The 18,787-nt window shown below is 50.4% G+C and carries 18 protein-coding genes; 8 read left to right on the top strand and 10 right to left on the bottom strand.

All coding sequences use genetic code 11. From position 1 onward, the window contains the following. The first annotated feature begins 216 nt into the window (after positions 1-216). From EC840_RS14545 to EC840_RS14515, 7 genes are all read left to right on the top strand, one after another. On the top strand, positions 217-1,032 hold the full coding sequence (locus EC840_RS14545) for a CheR family methyltransferase (RefSeq protein ID WP_113878044.1): 816 nt from the start codon (positions 217-219) through the stop codon (positions 1,030-1,032). After that, complete coding sequence (locus tag EC840_RS14540; RefSeq protein ID WP_112287675.1) at positions 1,032-2,078, top strand: chemotaxis response regulator protein-glutamate methylesterase; 1,047 nt, start codon at positions 1,032-1,034, stop codon at positions 2,076-2,078. Before EC840_RS14545 ends, EC840_RS14540 begins: the two co-directional genes overlap by 1 nt. Positions 2,079-2,164: 86 nt before the next feature. After that, entirely contained in the window at positions 2,165-2,554 is a 390-nt protein-coding gene (gene cheY / locus EC840_RS14535; RefSeq protein WP_113878042.1) for a chemotaxis response regulator CheY, read from the top strand. Positions 2,555-2,561: 7 nt separating this feature from the next. Next, positions 2,562-3,206, top strand: a complete 645-nt coding sequence (gene cheZ, locus EC840_RS14530; protein WP_112287677.1) for a protein phosphatase CheZ — start codon at positions 2,562-2,564, stop codon at positions 3,204-3,206. Positions 3,207-3,281: 75 nt separating this feature from the next. Continuing rightward, positions 3,282-4,427 carry a flagellar biosynthesis protein FlhB gene (gene flhB, locus EC840_RS14525; protein ID WP_112287678.1) on the top strand — a complete coding sequence of 382 codons (1,146 nt, stop codon included), beginning with the start codon at positions 3,282-3,284 and terminating at the stop codon, positions 4,425-4,427. Further along, positions 4,427-6,535, top strand: a complete 2,109-nt coding sequence (gene flhA / locus EC840_RS14520; protein WP_132965919.1) for a flagellar biosynthesis protein FlhA — start codon at positions 4,427-4,429, stop codon at positions 6,533-6,535. Before flhB ends, flhA begins: the two co-directional genes overlap by 1 nt. Beyond that, on the top strand, positions 6,532-6,933 hold the full coding sequence (locus EC840_RS14515; protein WP_112287680.1) for a flagellar protein FlhE: 402 nt from the start codon (positions 6,532-6,534) through the stop codon (positions 6,931-6,933). The genes flhA and EC840_RS14515 overlap by 4 nt, the downstream gene beginning before the upstream one ends. Positions 6,934-7,072: 139 nt before the next feature. On the opposite strand, the gene EC840_RS14510 is transcribed toward EC840_RS14515, so the two are convergent. The 3 genes from EC840_RS14510 to fliD all read right to left on the bottom strand — a co-directional run bounded on the left by EC840_RS14510 (position 7,073) and on the right by fliD (position 9,344). Then, positions 7,073-7,411, bottom strand: a complete 339-nt coding sequence (locus tag EC840_RS14510) for a flagellar protein FliT (RefSeq protein WP_232829827.1) — start codon at positions 7,409-7,411, stop codon at positions 7,073-7,075. Continuing rightward, positions 7,404-7,811, bottom strand: a complete 408-nt coding sequence (gene fliS, locus EC840_RS14505; RefSeq protein WP_112287681.1) for a flagellar export chaperone FliS — start codon at positions 7,809-7,811, stop codon at positions 7,404-7,406. Before fliS ends, EC840_RS14510 begins: the two co-directional genes overlap by 8 nt. Positions 7,812-7,880: 69 nt before the next feature. Then, positions 7,881-9,344 (bottom strand): flagellar filament capping protein FliD, encoded by a 1,464-nt coding sequence (gene fliD, locus EC840_RS14500; protein WP_132965853.1) that lies wholly within the window; start codon positions 9,342-9,344, stop codon positions 7,881-7,883. 450 nt (positions 9,345-9,794) lie between these two features. Between fliD and EC840_RS14495 the strand changes: the two genes are divergently transcribed. Then, on the top strand, positions 9,795-10,907 hold the full coding sequence (locus tag EC840_RS14495; RefSeq protein ID WP_132965851.1) for a FliC/FljB family flagellin: 1,113 nt from the start codon (positions 9,795-9,797) through the stop codon (positions 10,905-10,907). Between the two features lie 214 nt (positions 10,908-11,121). On the opposite strand, the gene EC840_RS14490 is transcribed toward EC840_RS14495, so the two are convergent. The 7 genes from EC840_RS14490 to flhD all read right to left on the bottom strand — a co-directional run bounded on the left by EC840_RS14490 (position 11,122) and on the right by flhD (position 18,364). Further along, positions 11,122-12,501, bottom strand: a complete 1,380-nt coding sequence (locus tag EC840_RS14490; protein ID WP_243701069.1) for a methyl-accepting chemotaxis protein — start codon at positions 12,499-12,501, stop codon at positions 11,122-11,124. A 358-nt stretch (positions 12,502-12,859) separates the two neighbouring features. Next, complete coding sequence (gene cheW, locus EC840_RS14485; RefSeq protein ID WP_112287685.1) at positions 12,860-13,366, bottom strand: chemotaxis protein CheW; 507 nt, start codon at positions 13,364-13,366, stop codon at positions 12,860-12,862. A 9-nt stretch (positions 13,367-13,375) separates the two neighbouring features. Then, positions 13,376-15,442: a chemotaxis protein CheA gene (gene cheA / locus EC840_RS14480; RefSeq protein WP_132965847.1), complete on the bottom strand. Its 2,067-nt coding sequence runs from the start codon at positions 15,440-15,442 to the stop codon at positions 13,376-13,378. A 2-nt stretch (positions 15,443-15,444) separates the two neighbouring features. Beyond that, the gene (motB, locus tag EC840_RS14475; RefSeq protein ID WP_132965845.1) at positions 15,445-16,419 is read right to left on the bottom strand and encodes a flagellar motor protein MotB; all 975 of its coding nucleotides are present in this window, start codon (positions 16,417-16,419) and stop codon (positions 15,445-15,447) included. Next, a complete protein-coding gene (gene motA / locus EC840_RS14470) occupies positions 16,416-17,300 on the bottom strand; it encodes a flagellar motor stator protein MotA (protein WP_132965843.1) in 885 nt (294 codons plus the stop codon). Before motA ends, motB begins: the two co-directional genes overlap by 4 nt. A 128-nt stretch (positions 17,301-17,428) precedes the next feature. Next, complete coding sequence (gene flhC, locus EC840_RS14465) at positions 17,429-17,992, bottom strand: flagellar transcriptional regulator FlhC (RefSeq protein ID WP_112287689.1); 564 nt, start codon at positions 17,990-17,992, stop codon at positions 17,429-17,431. A gap of 30 nt (positions 17,993-18,022) precedes the next feature. Further along, positions 18,023-18,364 (bottom strand): flagellar transcriptional regulator FlhD, encoded by a 342-nt coding sequence (flhD, locus tag EC840_RS14460; protein ID WP_112287750.1) that lies wholly within the window; start codon positions 18,362-18,364, stop codon positions 18,023-18,025. Between the last annotated feature and the right edge of the window lie 423 nt (positions 18,365-18,787).

Raw genomic sequence — 18,787 nt, 5'->3', positions numbered from 1 at the left:
TCTGATGACATAACAGTATCGGAAAAAAACCTCTTTTAAGAAATATGTTCAATATGGCCGGCTGATCATTTTTTATTTCTTCGCTGTCAATATCTGCCGTACCAACCTACAGGAGATCATCACCTTCCTTATCAATTGGGGAATATGCAGGCAGATATGTCAGTTATTATCCCTTTGGGAATTAAATTCCATCAGTAACAGTTGAACAATTGAAATATGCGACTTCAGGAAGAACTCTCCGATAAAGATTTGCAAAAGATTGCAGAGCTTATCTATCAACGCGCAGGGATTGTATTAAATAGCCAGAAGCGAGACATGGTCTATAACCGTTTGTCCCGCAGGCTACGTGAACTGAAATTAACCCGTTTTGCTGATTATGTGAGTCGCCTGGAATCCAATCAGAACAGCCCGGAATGGCAGCTATTTATTAATGCGCTGACCACCAACCTGACGTCATTTTTCAGGGAGTCTTATCACTTCCCTATTCTGGCAGAACATGCGCGCAACCGGCCAAATTACACCGTGTGGTGTACCGCAGCATCGACCGGTGAAGAGCCTTGTTCCATCGCCATGACGCTGGATGAAACGTTGGGGCGTCCTGTGGCAGGACCGCGAGTCTGGGCAACGGATATCGACACAGAAGTATTACAGAAAGCCACGAATGCGGTGTATCGCCTGTCCGATCTCGACAGTTTAACCGCTGAACAGAAGCGAAATTATTTCCTGCGCGGCAACGGCGATCAGGAAAATCTGGTGAAAGTCAGAAAAGAATTACTGGCCAGTATCCGTTACCAGCACCTTAATTTGCTGAGCCCGAACTGGGATGTTCCGGCGCCGTTTGACGCCATCTTCTGCCGTAACGTGATGATCTATTTTGATCAGAAAACGCAGGAGCAACTGATGAAACGCTTCGCCACCATGCTCAAACCGGGAGGCATTTTGTTCGCCGGCCATTCTGAACATTTTAACAGTAAGAATGGTCCTTTCCGCCTGCGTGGTCAGTCAGTGTATTCCCTGGCACGGGAGAAATAATGAAAAAGATACGAGTACTTTGTGTTGATGATTCGGCACTCATTCGCACCATTATGAGTGACATTGTGAATCATCAGTCTGATATGGAAATGGTGGCCACAGCACCGGATCCCATCATTGCCCGGGATTTGATCAAGCGATTTAATCCGGACGTTCTGACGCTGGACGTGGAAATGCCACGGATGGACGGTCTGGACTTTCTGGAACGCCTGATGCGTCTGCGCCCTATGCCGGTGATCATGGTGTCCTCGCTGACCAGCCGGGGATCGGAAATAACACTGAGTGCTCTGGAACTGGGGGCTCTGGATTTTGTCACCAAGCCTGAGATGGGGCTGAAAGACGGCATGATGCAATATGCGGAAATTATTGCAGAAAAAATCCGCATGGCTTCCCGGGTGCTGGTCTGCCGCCGGGACCGTCATCCCAACGTCACTGCGGTGATTTCCAGCCCGCTGGTCGGCAGTGAAAAAATCATTGCGATTGGCTCCTCCACCGGCGGTACCGAAGCCTTGCGTCAGGTGTTACTTCCGATGCCGATGACCAGTCCGGGCATCGTGATTGCTCAGCATATGCCGCCCGGCTTCACGCGTTCTTTTGCAGAACGCCTCGACAACTTGTGCCAGATTTCGGTGAAAGAAGGTGAGGACGGCGACCGCGTTCTGCCGGGTCATGCCTATATTGCGCCCGGCGACCGGCACATGGAACTGATCCGCAGCGGCGCGAATTACCACATCAAACTGAATCAGGCTCCGGCGGTTAACCGCCACCGCCCTTCCGTCGATGTGCTTTTCCGGTCAGTCGCCAATTCTGCCGGCAAAAATGCAGTCGGCGCAATCCTGACCGGCATGGGCAGTGACGGTGCCCACGGATTACTGGAGATGCGCAACTCCGGCGCGCATACCCTGGCACAAAGCGAGAAAACCTGCGTGGTCTTTGGTATGCCGCGCGAGGCAATCGGGCTGGGCGCGGCGTGTGAGGTGACTGATTTACATGACATGACGCAGCACATCCTCAACGGGGTGGTGGGTCAGGCCCGGCGAATTTAACACCTGTTATGGCACCTGCTATCGGGTGTCTTTTGTTTTTCTACCGTTTTGTATTTCCACAATTTTCACCCTTTAAGGACGAGTAAATGGCAGATAAAAATTTGCGCTTTTTGGTTATCGATGATTTCGCCACCATGCGCCGCATTGTCCGCAACCTGCTTCAGGATTTGGGATTTAAGAATGTTGAAGAGGCCGAAGACGGTCAGGATGCGCTGACTAAACTGCGCGCCTCGACCTTCGACTTCGTCATCAGTGACTGGAATATGCCAAACCTGGACGGCCTGCAACTGCTTTCGGAAATGCGTAAAGACGATTCACTGAAAGCGATTCCGGTGCTGATGGTGACCGCTGAAGCGAAAAAGGAAAATATCATTGCGGCGGCACAGGCTGGCGCGAACGGGTATGTGGTGAAGCCTTTCACCGCGGCAACGCTGGAAGAGAAACTCAATAAAATCTTCGAAAAACTGGGATGGTAATCAGAGGATGAATACAACAACAAACCAGGCGTCAGCAAAAAACTTCAAAGACATTTTTTCCCGCATTGGTCAGCTCACCCGTCTCCTGCGCGACAGTGTGGCTAATCTGGGTCTGGATCGCGCCATTATGGATGTGGCGGAAGCGATCCCCGATACCCGGGAGCGTCTGAATTATGTCGTGGGGAAAACCTCGCAGGCAGCCGACCGCGCATTAACTTGCGTGGAAATTGCGCGCCCGCTTCAGGATTCCCTGAGCGAACAATCCTCCGGCCTGAAACAACGCTGGGATACCTGGTTTGAAAATCCGGTTGAGCTGTCAATGGCGCGGGAACTGGTCGCAGACACACGCGCCTTTCTCGATGAAACGCCGGTGATTGCCCGCCAGACCAATGAACAGCTCATGCAAATCATGATGGCTCAGGACTTTCAGGATCTGACCGGTCAGGTGATCCAGAACATGATGAAGCTCATCGAAAACGTTGAGCAGGAGCTGATTCAGGTTCTGGTAGAAAACATGCCGGGCATGATGCCTGCGTCCACCAGCGAGCCGGAAGACAGCCTGAAAAACGGGCCGCAGATCAACCAGTCCGTGGCAGGCATTGTTGCCTCGCAAGATCAGGTCGATGACCTGCTCGATTCGCTGGGATTCTAAACATCATGCGGTTCTGTTTCCTCCTCTCTTCTTCTCTGCATTCCGCCCTGCGCGGTCACTTCACGGGCTGCTCTTATGTCTGAAGAAAGTGATGTAGAAAAAACAGAGGAACCCACACCCACCAGGATATCGAAAGCCCGCGAAGAGGGGCAGGTTCCGCGGTCGAAAGAGCTGACATCTTTACTGATGCTGCTGGTGGGCTGGATGCTGATCATGCTCGGTGGCTCGCATCTGGCCGGAAAGCTCAGCTTGCTGTTGCACAACGGGCTGACCTTTGACCGTCTGGTGATGCTCGATTCCAGACTGATGCTTCTGCGCGCCGGTGAGTTATTCAGCATGGCGGTATTTTCCGTGCTGCCCATTTTAGTCGGGCTGTTTTTCACCGGTCTGGCCTCGCCGCTGTTACTGGGCGGTCTGAATATCAGCGGAAAATCATTAAAAATGGATCTCAAGCGTTTGAATCCTTTATCAGGACTCAAACGCATGTTTTCCACACAGGTGGTGTCGGAATTACTGAAAAGCCTTCTGAAAGTCACCCTGGTGGGATGTGCAGCCGGGGTTTACCTGATGAGCGCAAAATCCCACATGATCCAGCTGATTTATGAACCGGTCGCGATCGGGCTGAAGGATATGCGATCGCTGGTGTCCGGCTGTCTGCTGGTGGTGATCCTGGCCCTGATCCCGCTGGTGGGTTATGACGTATTCCATCAGATCATGAGTAACCTGAAAAAGTTACGCATGAGCCGTCAGGAAATACGTGATGAATTTAAACAGCAGGAAGGCGATCCGCACGTTAAAGGGCGTATCAAACAGCTGCAACGCGCCGCTGCCCGTCAGCGAATGATGGAAGACATTCCTCAGGCTGACGTGATTGTGAATAACCCGACCCACTATTCCATTGCCCTCAGCTACAAAGAGGACGGAACAGGCGCGCCAATGATGCTCGCCAAGGGCGCGGGCGATATTGCATTACGCATCCGTGAAGAAGCGGCTAAGCACAATATTCCGATGCTGGAAGCCCCGCCGCTGGCGCGTGCGCTTTACCGGCATTGCGAAATTGGCGAACAAATCCCGACCGAATTATACGGTGCCGTCGCAGAGGTTCTGGCCTGGGTATACGGCCTGAGACGCTGGAAAAAAGGCACCGGCGCGCTTCCTAAAAAACCTGAGAACCTTCCGGTGCCTGCTGCACTGGATTTTGCACAAGAGAGTCATGAGTGATGGCCAATTTAGCCACCAAATTACGTTTACCGGATTTTAAACAGACGCAATGGCAAATACTGGCAGGTCCGGTATTGATCATGACCATTCTGGCCATGATGATTTTGCCGCTGCCAGCTTTCATTCTGGATTTGCTGTTTACCTTCAATATCGTGCTGTCGCTGATGATTTTGCTGGTGGCGATGTTTACGCAGAACACCCTTGAATTCTCCGCGTTTCCGACGGTGCTGCTGTTTTCCACGCTGTTGCGGCTGGCGCTGAACATTGCGTCGACCCGTATCATCCTGATGTATGGGCATACCGGTGAAGGGGCGGCCGGTCAGGTGATCGATGCATTCGGGCACTTTCTGGTGGGCGGTAATTTTGCCATCGGTATCATCGTGTTCGTCATTCTGGTGATCATCAACTTTATGGTTATCACCAAAGGTGCCGGGCGTATCGCCGAAGTTGGCGCACGTTTTGTCCTCGACGGAATGCCGGGCAAACAGATGGCGATCGATGCGGATCTGAATGCCGGGATCATCGGCGAGGAAGAAGCCAAAAAGCGCCGCAGCGATGTGACGCAGGAAGCCGACTTCTACGGATCTATGGACGGTGCCAGTAAATTCGTGCGCGGCGATGCCATCGCAGGGTTGCTGATCATGGCCATTAACGTGATCGGCGGACTGATGATCGGCACGATGCAGCACGATATGTCATTCGCCGAAGCCGGTGCGACTTACACCCTGCTGACCATCGGTGATGGTCTGGTGGCGCAGATCCCCGGACTGGTGATCTCTACCGCCGCCGGTGTGATCGTGACCCGCGTGGCGACCGATCAGGACGTCGGCGAGCAGATGGTGGGTCAGCTGTTTAATAATCCACGCGTCATGGTGCTGGCCGCCGGTGTGATCGGCTTGCTGGGGCTGGTGCCGGGGATGCCTAACTTTGTCTTCCTGCTGTTTACCGGCGGCTTACTGGCCCTGGCCTGGTGGATGCGCGGACGTCAGACCGATAATCCGTCAGCCCGCAAACGCCCGATGAGCAAAGACGCTCAGGCGGCGGCGAAAGCCGAAGCTGACGCGGCGCAGGTCACCGAAGCCTCCTGGGCAGACGTGCAGCATGAAGATGTTCTGGGGCTGGAAGTGGGATATCGCCTGATCCCGATGGTAGACAGTGAACAGAAAGGTCAGCTGCTGACCCGTATTCGCGGGATCCGTAAGAAATTTGCTCAGGAAATGGGATTCCTGCCACCGCCGGTTCACATCCGCGACAACTTAGATCTGGCCCCGACGGATTACCGGATCCTGCTGAAAGGCGTTGAAATCGGACGCGGGGAAACTCAGCCTGAACGCTGGATGGCGATCGATCCGGGTTGTGCTGAAGGTGAATTGCCGGGTGTACCTTGTCAGGATCCGGCCTTTGGTTTACCTGCGGTGTGGATCGACGAAGTCATGCGCGAACGGGCTCAGGCGCTGGGTTACACCGTGGTGGATCCGAGTTCGGTGATCGCCACACACCTTAATCACCTGATTTCCCTGCACACGGATGAGCTGTTTGGCCGCCAGGAAACGCAGCAACTGCTGGATCGCCTGACGAAAGACATGCCGAAACTGGTTGAGGATCTGATCCCCGGCGTGATTTCGCTGACCACGTTCCACAAAGTGCTACAAAATCTGCTGTCGGAGCGGATCTCCATTCGCGACGTGCGGACCATTATTGATACGCTGGCGGAATTCGCTGGCACGATTGCCGATCCTGACGATCTGACGGCGCACGTTCGCATCAGGTTAGGTCGCGCCATTACTCAGAAATGGTTCCCCGGCAATGGCGAAATGCAGGTGATCGGACTGGATCTGAATCTCGAACGGTTGCTGACCCAGGCGACACAAAGTGGCAGCGCCATCGAACCGGGCATTGCAGAAAATATTATGCTGCAGACGGAAAAAGCCATTGCCCAGCAGGAAGCCAGCGGATCGCCGCTGGTATTGCTGGTTAATCAGCCTCTTCGCTTCATGTTGTCCCGCTTCCTGCGCCGCGTCTATCCGCAGCTGACCGTGTTATCGAATCAGGAAATCAGCAATAACCGTAACGTCAGAATGTCTTACATCATCGGGGGCAAAGAATGAAAATTCGTGCCCTGATCACCGGGCTTACGCTGTTATTCCCGCTGGCGGCTGCGGCTGCCAGCGGTTCATGGAGCGGAGATTCTGCCGGCGGGAAAGTCAGCGTGGGCAATCAGACGTTAACCAGTCGCCCGCTAAACACGACCCTGCCGCCGGCGGCGACCCTTAGCCGGATTTCGTGGCGTATCAGCCTGCTCTCTGCGCCGCCTCCGGGTTTGCAGATTAAATTATGCAGTCAGGAAAAGTGCATCAGGCTGGATTCATTATCGGGGCAGAAAAGTGTGGGTTCATCGCTGACGGCGCGCGGACCCTTTTATTTTGTCTATACGGTGGAAAGTCAGGGACAGCTATTGCCGCCCCTGAATGTGGTGAAGAATCAGCTTACGATTAATTATTATTAACAAGTCACTGTGGCTAATTGAATTACCTGTTAAGAATAATCAGTATTCAATTTTGCCGAAGAGTAGCAAGCAAGGTGAGAGGGGTGCTCAATGCTATGCTAAGGCTATATTTGGTTAACCAAAATAGCCTCTCCGGGGATTAATGGAACGCGGAGGTAAATTGAGATGAATACGCCTCGCTGTACTTCTTCCCGCGATGTAAAGATGACATCTCCTTTTTCAGTACATCCAGTCTGCTTTTCAGCGTTTTTTCAATTTCGTCTTCACTTTCGATCAGGCTTTTCAGAATAAAGCTCAGTGACGTCTTCTCATCTGGCAATATATCTTCCGGCTGATTACTGATCACATCATTCAGTTTAGTAATATACACTTCGGCAAGCTGGATAAACTCTTCCCACTTGCCCTGCTTTACCATTTCCAGCAGATGTAAGTTCAACTGATAAATCTCTTCATACTCTTCGCATACCGTGTTACCCATAATTTTCCAGCCTTTTTTTAGGTTCAATTTCCTTCCATGTCGTGGCAAGGTTTGTCAGTATTTCACTCACACTCGTGAGTCCGTCCGGAGAGTTTTGCCGGTTAGCATCCAGCAAGGTTCGTGACATATAGTCATATAACCTCTCCAAATCTTCCGCGATGTGTTGTCCCTTTTCATGATCCAGAGACGTTCGCAATCCGTTATCAATAATATTGATAGCCCGGGAGATCATTTCTCCACGCCTGGCAATATTTCCCATCTCAAAATAGATTTTGGCGCGCAGTACGGCGTTATTCGCGCCTTCATACAACATGGTAATCAGCTCATGTGGCGATGCGCCAGCCAGCTGACTTTCCAGATCAACCTGCGCGTAAGCCTTACTTCCCGATTTTGAATACATGGTGGTTCCGCTTTCTCCCGGCAGGAGGGCAAGCCTCCTGCAAGATCATTATTCGTTAAAATTAAACCATCAGAGTTTCGATAAAAGGCCGGTCATCTGATTTTGCAGGCTGTTCAGCTGTGACATGGTGCTGTCCAGCGCCGAGAACTGAACCCGGTAACGTTCGACCTGTGCGTCGATCAGTTTCTGGGTTTTATCCAGCTGGGTCTGCATGATTTTGACCTGTTCATCCAGGCTGTCAGTGGACGTTTTAATCAAACCGTCAGTTTTGGTCTCCGGATCACCCACATATTTGGTAATGATGGTGCCGAGTTTGACGGCCATCCCTTCGTTAGTGCCGCGTCCCATGAACATATCGGCAATACCGTCTGGATTATCAGCAATGGCGGCATCAATTTTGCTTTCATTCAGCGTCATCTGGCCGGTGGCCGCATCAATTTTGATACCGATATCCGCCAGTGAGGTGATGTCGGCATCCGAAGAACCGTAGGTGCCGTTCACCGCAGTACGCAGCTCACTGACCATGCCGCGTAGGGTGGAATCCCCCATCAGTGCGCCGCTTTCACCATTTTGCGTGGCGACCTGATCGTCTTTCAGACCTGACGTATCATTCTCGACATATTTGCTGGCTGCGGTGGTCATTTTCAGCAACGCGTTGTACTTCTCAACGAAGTCTTTCACGCTGGTTTTGATGGCACCGGTATCACGGGTCATCGTCAGCTGTTCTGATTTATTATCTTCCGACACCGCTTTGAGCTGCAGGGTGACGCCGCTGATAATGTCGCTGATGTTGTTGGATGAACGGGTATATGAGCTGCCATCAACTTTGAGCCATGCATCCTGCGCGTCGGTCACTAAATACATGCCGTCGCCGTTATCGGGGCCATTAACTGGCCGGCCGCCGGCCGAGGTATTCAGCATATCGCCGAGTTTGTCATCGCCCTCGACCTTAACGCTGATTTTACCGTCGCTGCCGGTGCTTTTTGAACTCAGTACCAGCTGATAACCGTCGTTGGTGAGCTGCACGTTGGCGCTGACACCACCGTCTTGTTTATTGATGGCATTGGCAATCTGGTTCAGTGAGGTTTCATCATCCTTCAGCTCAACCGTGGTGGTTTTCGCTGAATCACCGGAGCCGGTCGTAATGGTGACCGTGCGGATACCGTTATTCGCCTCGCCTTGCGCATCGTCGGCACTGTCCACGCCTTCGGTTTTGATTTTGTGCGCCATCGCCAGCTGTTCAACCGTGACTTCATGGCTGTCGGCATTGGCGCCGGTGGTGGCTGTCGCGCTAAACGCTTTATTGGAGCTGACCGTTAAGGTGTTAAAGGCATCGTTAGACAGACTTTTTACGCTGGTTTGCAGCGCTGACATAGAACTGGAAATCTGACCCCATGCGGAAATCTTCGATTTATAGCTCGTTTGCAGCAAGGTATAAGGCTTCAGACGCGTCTGTTCCCCTGCCTTGAGCTGCTCAAGCATGGTTGCTGTGTCAAGACCGGATCCGATACCCAATGATGAGAAGGAAGCCATTATATTCTCCTGTATAGAATGTATTTTATTTCAAAGTAACTTCACTATTAGATATCGGTTCAGACAATATAAAGTTTAATTCTTTGTCATTTACCCATCAACCATAACGCCCGATAAAAACATTCCCTGCTTCTTTTCACCCAATAGATTTCAGAAATCAGCGGTTATTTCACTTATTCCGATCCGCAAACTTCACAATTAGCGACAAAAGTGCGTTCTTTTATCGTGATTATGATGTAAATAAAAAAATCCCTCTACTAAAAACGTTATTAACATCCTCACCTTTAATTTTAACAAAAGTATAATTTCTGACCGCCCAGAAAATTAATTTAAAAAAAGACTTTAGAGATTTTCCGGCACTCCGATGATTTAAGTATGCGAACGAAATAACGCATCACTCAATTTAAATACAGTTGCAGTGTTACATTATAAATACTCGAGGAAATCTCAATGGCACAAGTTATTAATACCAACTCCCTTAGCCTGGTAGCACAGAACAACCTGAATAAATCTCAGTCTTCACTGGGTACCGCTATTCAGCGTTTATCTTCCGGCGTGCGTATTAACAGCGCGAAAGACGATGCCGCGGGTCAGGCGATCAGCAACCGTTTCACTTCTAACATCAACGGTCTGACGCAGGCTTCCCGTAACGCCAACGACGGTATCTCCATTGCGCAGACCACCGAAGGCGCACTGAACGAAGTCAACGACAACCTGCAGAACATCCGTCGTCTGGCTTTGCAGTCTCAGAACGGCACCAACTCAGAATCTGACCGCAAGTCCATCCAGGACGAAATCGACGCGCGTCTGGCTGAAATCAACCGTATCTCTGAACAGACTGATTTCAACGGCGTGAAAGTCCTGAGCTCAGATCAGACCCTGAACATTCAGGTCGGTTCTGACGACGGTCAGACCATCGAAATCAACCTGAGCAAAATGAACTCCACCACCTTAGGCATGGATGGTTTCGACGCCACTAAAGTCTCCACCAAACTGAGCGTCGGTTCTAAAGTCAGCGGTGATGCTTCCGGTACTGCAGCCAATGCGGTTCTGAGCCAGACTGATATGGATAACATGAAAACTGAAGCCTTTGGCTCAGGCGGCACCGGCGAAATCTACTCCACCAAAGACGGCAGCGGCAACACTGTTTACGTCGCTGTGGGTAAAGACTCTACCGGCGCGGATGTGGCTGTCACCATGGACGCAACCTTCAGCGCAGGGTCTGGCGGCGCGGCTGATACCGTGTCCTTCTCTAAAGGTGCTGCTGCGACTGCCGATCAACTGGCAGGCGTTGGTCAGCTGAAAGCGATTGACGATGCACTGGCAAAGGTTGATGAACTGCGCTCCGGTCTGGGTGCGGTACAGAACCGTTTCGATTCTGTTATCAGCAACCTGAACAGCACCGTGAACAACCTGTCTGAATCCCGTTCACGTATCCTCGATGCTGACTTCGCATCTGAAGTGTCTAACATGAGCCGTGCGAACATCCTGCAGTCCGCAGGCGTGAGCGTACTGGCACAGGCTAACCAGGTTCCGCAGAACGTACTGTCTCTGCTGCGCTAAGTCAGTTTGTAATACGCGAGTCAGTCATAGTGTAGTCAGTATCAAATCCCCCCGGTCTTCACGGACCGGGGGGATTTTTTATTGCCGGTTAGATCACAACAGTAAATAAGCTTAATAAAAAACATCAGCAATAAAAAAGGGCGACAGAATACGCTGCCACCCTTTAATAGTATCTCTCAGTACTTACAGACGTTATTTAATTAACGTTCCGGGTTCAGGCTTCCTGGCGTTCTGTTTCAGTATGGAAAACCGACACCATACTTTCCAGCTCACCGGTGCGTTCATCCATCATCACCGTTATCGCCGCTGATTCCTCAACTAACGCCGCATTTTGCTGGGTCACCACATCCATCTGGTTAATCGCCACTGCCACCTGCTGAATCCCCATGTTCTGTTCTTCAGAAGCCTGAGTGATATCCTGCATGATGTTGCTGACTTTACTGACAATTTCAACAATATCGCTAATCGTATCTTTGGCCGTATCGACGCGTTTACTGCCCGCTTCGGTATCCTGAACTGAATGTTCAATCAGCCCGCGGATTTCTTTGGCGGCATCGGCGCTGCGTTGCGCCAGATTACGCACTTCGGTTGCCACAACAGCAAATCCACGCCCCTGCTCACCGGCACGTGCGGCTTCCACCGCCGCGTTCAGGGCAAGAATGTTGGTCTGGCTGGCAATGCCGTCGATCACTTTGATAATGTTCGAAATCTGCGTGGCATGGCTGGCAATCGTGCCCATTGAGCGGACCACATCGACCATGATTTGTGAACCGCTGTCGGCCATCTGTTTTGCTTCGTTAGCAAGATGATTGGCCTCACGGGCATGTGCCGTATTGTTTTCGACCGTGGTTTTGATCTCTTCCATACTGGCCGCAGTCTGTTGCAGGGCGCTGGCCTGTTCTTCAGTTCGCGAAGACAAATCCTGGTTACCATGGGCAATTTCAACGGCATTATGGCGCAGGTTGACCGCCACCCCCTTCACGCCGGAAATGATATTCACCAGCGAAGCGCGCATTTCTTCAATGCTGCTGAACAGTTTACCCATTTCATTACGGCCATAATCCGGCACCTGACTCGCCAGCTCTCCCTGACTGATTGCCGAGAAGATCGCGGAAGCTTCGGACAAACGGCTGATCACCATGCGGGTGATATAGCGCGAAAGTGAGACATACAAAATCACAAACAACACCACGACAATGGCGATTGTTATCCATAACAGGTCATGTAAAAAATCGGCTCTCTCTTTGTACTGAGTAGTGAGCTTATCGGCTACGGTGTAATAACTGCCGGTGACGGTTTCAAGCTCGGTGATCAAATCATCGGTCTTATCAATCACCGCGGCACTGCCATGAATATCTTTGAAGAACGTCATGTAGGTATCGGTGATCTGCATAAACAGCGCACCAGCCTTGTCTGATAACTCCTGCGTGTAGGCGTCAGTATTTTTCTCTTTTACCCACTGATCAATGCTGCGACGGATATTACTGTTATGGGCATTAATGGCGGTAGCCCACTCATCTGATACCTGTTCATTCGATAAAGACGCGGCCTTAAGAAAAAGAAAATTACCGCGCATCAGCATTAACTTATACATGGCCTGATCTAATAACTTCACCCGGCTGTTTAAGTTGGTAATATCCTGAAAATTACTGCGAGAGATATCCGATATTTTTAAACTTAATCCCGCAAGAAGGATAAATGAAAAGGCAATAACATAAAGATGGCCCTGGACCATTTTTCTAATACTGATTAATGATAACAAAATAAAGTTTCCTATTAAGTTTCATAACATGATTGTAATAAGCGGTTATGCTTGCTGGCATAATAAACACAGAAAGCCTGACTTTTTAAGAAAGGCTCTCTTGATATAAATAATCATTTTTGGGTTTGCAGCAGCTACTGGCAGACGGTTATTAGTTTGTGATTAAGAACCTGTCATTCAGAACCGGGCATTATTCGTAGGTGGCGTCCGCCATTTTTTCGACAATTTCCATTTCGTCACTGTTCAGCAGTTTTTCGATATCGACCAGGATCAGCATACGGTCATCGAGCGACCCGAGGCCCAGCAGGTATTCTGTGGACAGCGTGACGGTGAAGTCCGGTGCGGGTTTGATCTGATCCGCTTTCAGGGAAAGCACGTCAGACACGCCATCAACGACAATGCCCACCACGCGGTTACACAGATTCAACACAATGGTGACGGTATTATCGTTAATTTCCGCAGACTCAAGCTGGAATTTCACCCGCAGATCTATGATCGGCACAATGACGCCGCGAAGATTAGTGATCCCGACAATAAAATCAGGTGAGTTGGCAATACGTGTCGCACGATCGCAACCGCGGATCTCCTGAACTTTGAGGATCTCGATCCCGTATTCTTCATTACCTAATGTGAAAACCAGGTATTCCTGATCCACATTCTTTTCGCTAAATTGTTTTTCTGTTCCGGAAAAATGCATGAAATTACCTTACGCAGTAGGGACAAGTTGATTTTTTTTGGCGGCGATCTTTTTATTCTTACTCAGCGTTAAAAGAGCAACCACGTCGAGGATCAATGCGACGCTGCCATCGCCTAATATAGTAGCGGCGGAAATACCCGGCACTTTACGGTAATTAAGCTCAAGGTTTTTCACCACGACCTGATGCTGACCAATAAGCTGATCAACCAGCAAGGCATAGCGGCAACCCGCACTTTCCAGAATGACCGCAATGCCGTCACTGGCCTGGCGGATTTCACTTTCAATATTAAAGACCTGATGCAGCTCAATCAGCGGCAGATATTCGCCGCGCACTAACAGCATCTGTTCATCACCGGCCATATTGTAAAGCGCGCTTTCCGACGGTTTCAGGGATTCCATCACCGTGCCGAGCGGCAGGACATAGATTTCCTCGCCCACCCGGACAGACATGCCGTCGAGGATCGCCAGCGTCAGCGGCAGAATGATGCGGATAGTGGTGCCTTTATCCTGCTCAGAATGGATTTCGACATGACCGCCCATTGCCAGAATATTCCTGCGCACCACGTCCATCCCGACGCCACGACCTGAAACATCGGTGACTTTTTCTGCGGTAGAGAACCCGGCAGCAAAGATAAGCATCCAGATTTCTTTGTCGCTCCAGTTTTCACTGACCGCCAGCCCCTGCGAGTGTGCGCGTGCGAGGATCTTCTCGCGGTTCAGCCCCGCGCCATCATCGATCACTTCAATCACAATGCTGCCGCCGTGGTGTTCAGCAGACAGGATCAGATTACCTTTTGCCGGTTTGCCTTTCTCCAGTCGCACCTGCGCAGGTTCAATGCCATGATCCAGACTGTTGCGCACCAGATGCGTCAGCGGATCAATAATGCGTTCGATCAGGCTTTTATCCAGCTCTGCCGATCCGCCGCGCAGCGTCAGTTCGATGTCTTTGTTCAGTTTGCTGCCCAGATCATGAACCAGACGCGGGAAGCGGCTGAACACATATTCCATCGGCATCATGCGGATCGACATCACCGATTCCTGCAAATCACGCGCATTGCGTTCCATTTGCCCTATGCTGCTGATGAGGGTGTCGTGAAGGGTCGGATCCAGCACGCCGGAAAGCTGCGATAACATGGCCTGCGTGATGATCAGCTCGCCGACCTGATTAATGATTTGATCTACCTTTTCTACCGCCACACGCAGACTGTTGGACTCGGCAGGTTGTGCGCGTGGTGTGGCTTTAGGCTTTGTCGCGGGAGGCGGCGGCGCGGCGACTGCCTTTTTTGCCAGCGGTTTTTCTTCCGGCTGCGTGTCTTTCTGAGGCATTTCCTGCGCGGGAACGTCTTGCACAGGCGCCACGGAGGTTGCCGGTTTTGCGTTGCCTGCGGTAATCGTAATTTGTCCGGGTTCCAGCACAAAACAGAGTACCGCGAGAATATCGTCGGCACAGACGCCGGTCTGCAACGCAACCTCGAGCGAATCTTCACCCTGCTGATGACTCAGTACGTCGCCGAGATTAGCCAGTTCTTCCAGAAGCACGGTTTTATCTGACGCTGAAATCCCGCTCAATCTGACGTTCAGCATCTCACCGCGGGTTTCAGCACTGACCGGAACCGGCTCGGCTACCGGTTGTTCAGCAGTTTGTTCAGCAGGTGCTTCTGCGGCAGATGCTGCTGACGTGGCGGAGTGTTTATCTTCCAGTGCAATTTGGCGGAGCGCTTCACAGATATAGCGGAAACTTTCCTGGTCAGGCTCTTGCGAGGATTTATACGCATCAAGCTGATCTTGCATAATATCTTTGCTCTCCAGAAACAGATTTATGATGGCGTCAGTGAGCGTCAGTTCTCCCCGTCTGGCGTCATCCAGTAAGTTTTCCATGATGTGCGTCGTTTCCTGCAGAACCGTAAATCCAAAGGTTCCTGCTCCTCCTTTTATCGAGTGAGCGGCACGAAAGATGGCATTCAGCATTTCCTTGTCGGGCGACATGAAATCCAGCTCCAGAAGGTGCCTTTCCATATCGGCCAGGAGCTCATCTGCCTCATCAAAGAAGGTTTGGTAAAAATCGCTGATATCCATTTTTAATGACCTTGTCCCTGAGAAGATTGCTGTAAAGGATTGACGACAACCGAACCGGCAGGCTCAGTCTCAACGCCGCCTGACATTTTTTTCAGTTCAGCTTTAATTTTCTCACTGCCCTGGTTGTCGGTGACCTGCTGCAAAACCGTATCCTCTTCCAGAATCGATTTTTCTTTATTCATGCTGAGAACCAGAATACTGATACGGCGGTTTACCGGATCATCGGGACGCAGATTTTCCAGGCTCATCCTGTCGGCAGTACCAATGACGCGCAGGAATTTATTATCGGCCAGGCCACCGGAGACTAAGGCACGGCGCGAGGCATTGGCACGATCGGAGGAAAGCTCCCAGTTGCCATAACCGGCTTCGCCGTTGGCATAAGGCAGTGAATCCGTATGCCCGGTCAGGCTGATACGGTTGGGCAGTTCATTGAGCACCGGCACCAGCGCCTGAAGAATGCCGCGCATATAAGGTTCAGGCGTTTTACTGCCGACTTTGAACATAGGCCGTTCCTGCGTGTCGATGATCTGGATAAGCAATCCGTCATCGGTCAGGGAGAGGCGCAGGTTAGACTGGAAATCGCTCAGACGAGGATCGTTGTGGATCAGGCTTTCCAGTTTTTCATGGGCGCGTCGTAAATTTTGCGCATTCTTTTGCCTGTCGAGCCGGGTGAGCGTTTGTTTGAATACCTCGCCGTCCTGCTTCATAAAATCATCCCCGCCGCCGGGTATCACGCTGCTGCTCAGACTGGCTTTATCCCCTTTGCCCATCGCCACTTTCAGCGGCATCTTGAAGTAATCCGCGATTTGTTCACGTTGCAAAGGGGTTGAGGATGACAGCAGCCACATGACCAAAAAGAAGGCCATCATGGCCGTCATAAAGTCTGCGTACGCAATTTTCCACGAACCGCCGTGATGGCCGTGTTTATGCTTTTTGCGCTTACGGACAATGATTACCGGACCGGGACTTTTGTTCATGATGGCGTGCTTTCCGAGCTGGCCGAGGACTTCGCTTCGCGCACATGTTCTTCAAGCTCAATAAAGGTTGGACGCTCACTGGAGAACAGCGTTTTACGCCCAAATTCCACCGCAATCTGCGGCGCATAGCCATTCATGCTGGAGAGCAATGTCACCTTGATGCATTGCAGCATTTTAATTTGCTCGGCGCTCTTTTGACGCAGCACAGAGGCCAGCGGCAAGACAAATCCATACGCCAGTAAAATACCGAGGAACGTCCCCACCATCGCGTGAGCAATAAGCTCACCCAGCTCGGCCGCCGGACGGTCAGCGGCCGCCAGCGCATTCACCACGCCCATCACCGCGGCAACGATCCCAAAAGCCGGGAATGCGTCACCAATCACGTTCAGGCTGTTAGACGGGACTTCATGTTCGTGTTCACAGGTTTCGATTTCCTCATCCATCAGCGCTTCGATTTCATACGAATTCATGCTGCCGCTTATCATCAGGCGCAGATAATCGACAACGAAGTTCATCAGTGAGGCATCAGCCAGCAAACGGGGATAAGCGGAAAATATGGGACTGTTCTGCGGATCTTCAATATCGCTTTCCAGGTTCATCATGCCGTTCTGTCTGGCTTTGGTCAGCAGCAGAAACATCATCGCCATCAGGTCCATATAAAGCGCTTTGGTATAACGTGAACTTTGTAATAAATGAGGAAAGGCTTTCAGCGTGGCTTTAATGGATTTGCCGTTATTCCCGACAATAAATGCCCCCACACCTGCCCCCCCGATAATTAACAGTTCAGCCGGCTGATACAGTGCACCGAGCTGTCCGCCGGTTATCACGAACCCGCCAAAAACAGTGAGAATAACAACCACGTATCCAATAATGACTAGCACATGTGCTCCTTAAATAATTCAATATCCAGATCTTACCCATGTGTTCAGTAGCCATAAAATTGACATACGGGGAGGCCGTATCACATCGTGGCGACACCAGGTTTCAACAACATTTTTAACGGCTTATTTTAATTTGCCGCAGAACTGGCCGCGTGATCCGTTGAGGAATCGGCCACTTTGCACTTTTTAATGGCGCGCGAAGGCGGACTGCATAAGCTACAGGTAAAAGGATTCTTCGAGTGTTCACTCGTGACAACGAAACCGCCACCGCAAATACAACATTCTGTATGCTCTATAATTCCACAATCGATAAACCGTAATAACGTCCATGCGCGTGTTAAACCCAGTACAGGTTTTTCACCCGGAGGCGTCGGACATTGTTCCAGATATAAGCGATAGGCTTTCACCGTGGCTTCAATCGGGCGACAAGGTTCGGTTTTCTGTATATAAAGATGGATGTTATAGAACATAGATGAATGAATATTTTGCTCCCACGCCATAAACCAGTCTTCGGAAAACGGTAACATGCCTTTCGGGGGCGGACATCCTCTTAACTCTTTGTAAAGACGTAATAATCTTCTGCGACTTAAACTGGTTTCACTCTCCAGCATCTGCATACGGGCACCAAAGGAAATCAGCTGCATGGCAATCTGGACTTCTTTGATTTCTTGTAAAATACTTTTTTCGCTCATAACCACATTCTCCATTAATCCATTAATCCGTTAACCTGGTGTAGGGCTGTTCTCCGAGAGTGAGTTAAGCAGATTGGTGGATAAAATGATCCCTGTATGAATTTGCTGTAAGGCTTCGATACGTGAATCTTTCGTCAGGTTATCGATCACAATTTCGTTATCTACGCGCAGGCGACAAATTAACTGGTTGGTAGAGGCCAGTTTTATCAGTTGCGGCAGAGAAAGTTCTTTCAGTGCATCTATCGTTGCTTCAGTCAGCCCGAGGCGAAATCCTGCAGCAAACTTATCTTCTCTGATCAATTGCTGAGCCAGCAGCAGGTAAGAAAGGTTAATGTCATGAATTCTTTGAAGCTGTTCGTCAACGTTGTCTATATTCATTTTTTCGTTACTCGATCCTTTACGGATTGTCGGTGAAAGGACGTTAATTAATTCGTTGAAAATAAATAATTGAAGCTATAGGTTCAGCAATAACTACCACACAAGAAGTAGTAAACTATTGATTATTTTTGTCATTACGACGGCTTTGTCATGATGACAAATAATGACATTTCCCCGGTCAGACTCCGCATTCAACCGGCAACATAAGAGTTGTCGCTGACAAATAGGGACTCCCCATCTTACCTCATATTTCAAAGTAAAAATGGCGCTGGAAATCATTATTTGAATAATAACGGTAATGACCTAAAAGCTCAACGCTTCAGAGCGAAAACCTCACTAAGAATTACTTTATCCTTGATATAAACCCCTATTTAATCGCTATACTATAAAAATTTACAAACGTCCTACATAATATTT

The organism is Rahnella sp. JUb53 (assembly GCF_004346065.1).
Classification (GTDB): domain Bacteria; phylum Pseudomonadota; class Gammaproteobacteria; order Enterobacterales; family Enterobacteriaceae; genus Rahnella; species Rahnella variigena.
The sequence above is the reverse complement of the archived record's forward strand: the minus strand, read 5'-3'. Positions and strand labels throughout refer to the sequence as shown.

Bases quoted from the DNA above. Each gene is read 5' to 3' on its own strand.
- flhC (WP_112287689.1), bottom strand. From the start codon at position 17,992: ATGAGCGAAAAAAGTATTTTACAAGAAATCAAAGAAGTCCAGATTGCC.
- flhA (WP_132965919.1), top strand. From the start codon at position 4,427: ATGGCCAATTTAGCCACCAAATTACGTTTACCGGATTTTAAACAGACG.
- flhB (WP_112287678.1), top strand. From the start codon at position 3,282: ATGTCTGAAGAAAGTGATGTAGAAAAAACAGAGGAACCCACACCCACC.
- motB (WP_132965845.1), bottom strand. From the start codon at position 16,419: ATGAACAAAAGTCCCGGTCCGGTAATCATTGTCCGTAAGCGCAAAAAG.
- EC840_RS14540 (WP_112287675.1), top strand. From the start codon at position 1,032: ATGAAAAAGATACGAGTACTTTGTGTTGATGATTCGGCACTCATTCGC.
- cheA (WP_132965847.1), bottom strand. From the start codon at position 15,442: ATGGATATCAGCGATTTTTACCAAACCTTCTTTGATGAGGCAGATGAG.
- cheZ (WP_112287677.1), top strand. From the start codon at position 2,562: ATGAATACAACAACAAACCAGGCGTCAGCAAAAAACTTCAAAGACATT.
- fliS (WP_112287681.1), bottom strand. From the start codon at position 7,811: ATGTATTCAAAATCGGGAAGTAAGGCTTACGCGCAGGTTGATCTGGAA.
- EC840_RS14545 (WP_113878044.1), top strand. From the start codon at position 217: ATGCGACTTCAGGAAGAACTCTCCGATAAAGATTTGCAAAAGATTGCA.
- fliD (WP_132965853.1), bottom strand. From the start codon at position 9,344: ATGGCTTCCTTCTCATCATTGGGTATCGGATCCGGTCTTGACACAGCA.
- EC840_RS14510 (WP_232829827.1), bottom strand. From the start codon at position 7,411: ATGGGTAACACGGTATGCGAAGAGTATGAAGAGATTTATCAGTTGAAC.
- EC840_RS14490 (WP_243701069.1), bottom strand. From the start codon at position 12,501: ATGTATAAGTTAATGCTGATGCGCGGTAATTTTCTTTTTCTTAAGGCC.
- EC840_RS14515 (WP_112287680.1), top strand. From the start codon at position 6,532: ATGAAAATTCGTGCCCTGATCACCGGGCTTACGCTGTTATTCCCGCTG.
- cheY (WP_113878042.1), top strand. From the start codon at position 2,165: ATGGCAGATAAAAATTTGCGCTTTTTGGTTATCGATGATTTCGCCACC.
- cheW (WP_112287685.1), bottom strand. From the start codon at position 13,366: ATGCATTTTTCCGGAACAGAAAAACAATTTAGCGAAAAGAATGTGGAT.
- EC840_RS14495 (WP_132965851.1), top strand. From the start codon at position 9,795: ATGGCACAAGTTATTAATACCAACTCCCTTAGCCTGGTAGCACAGAAC.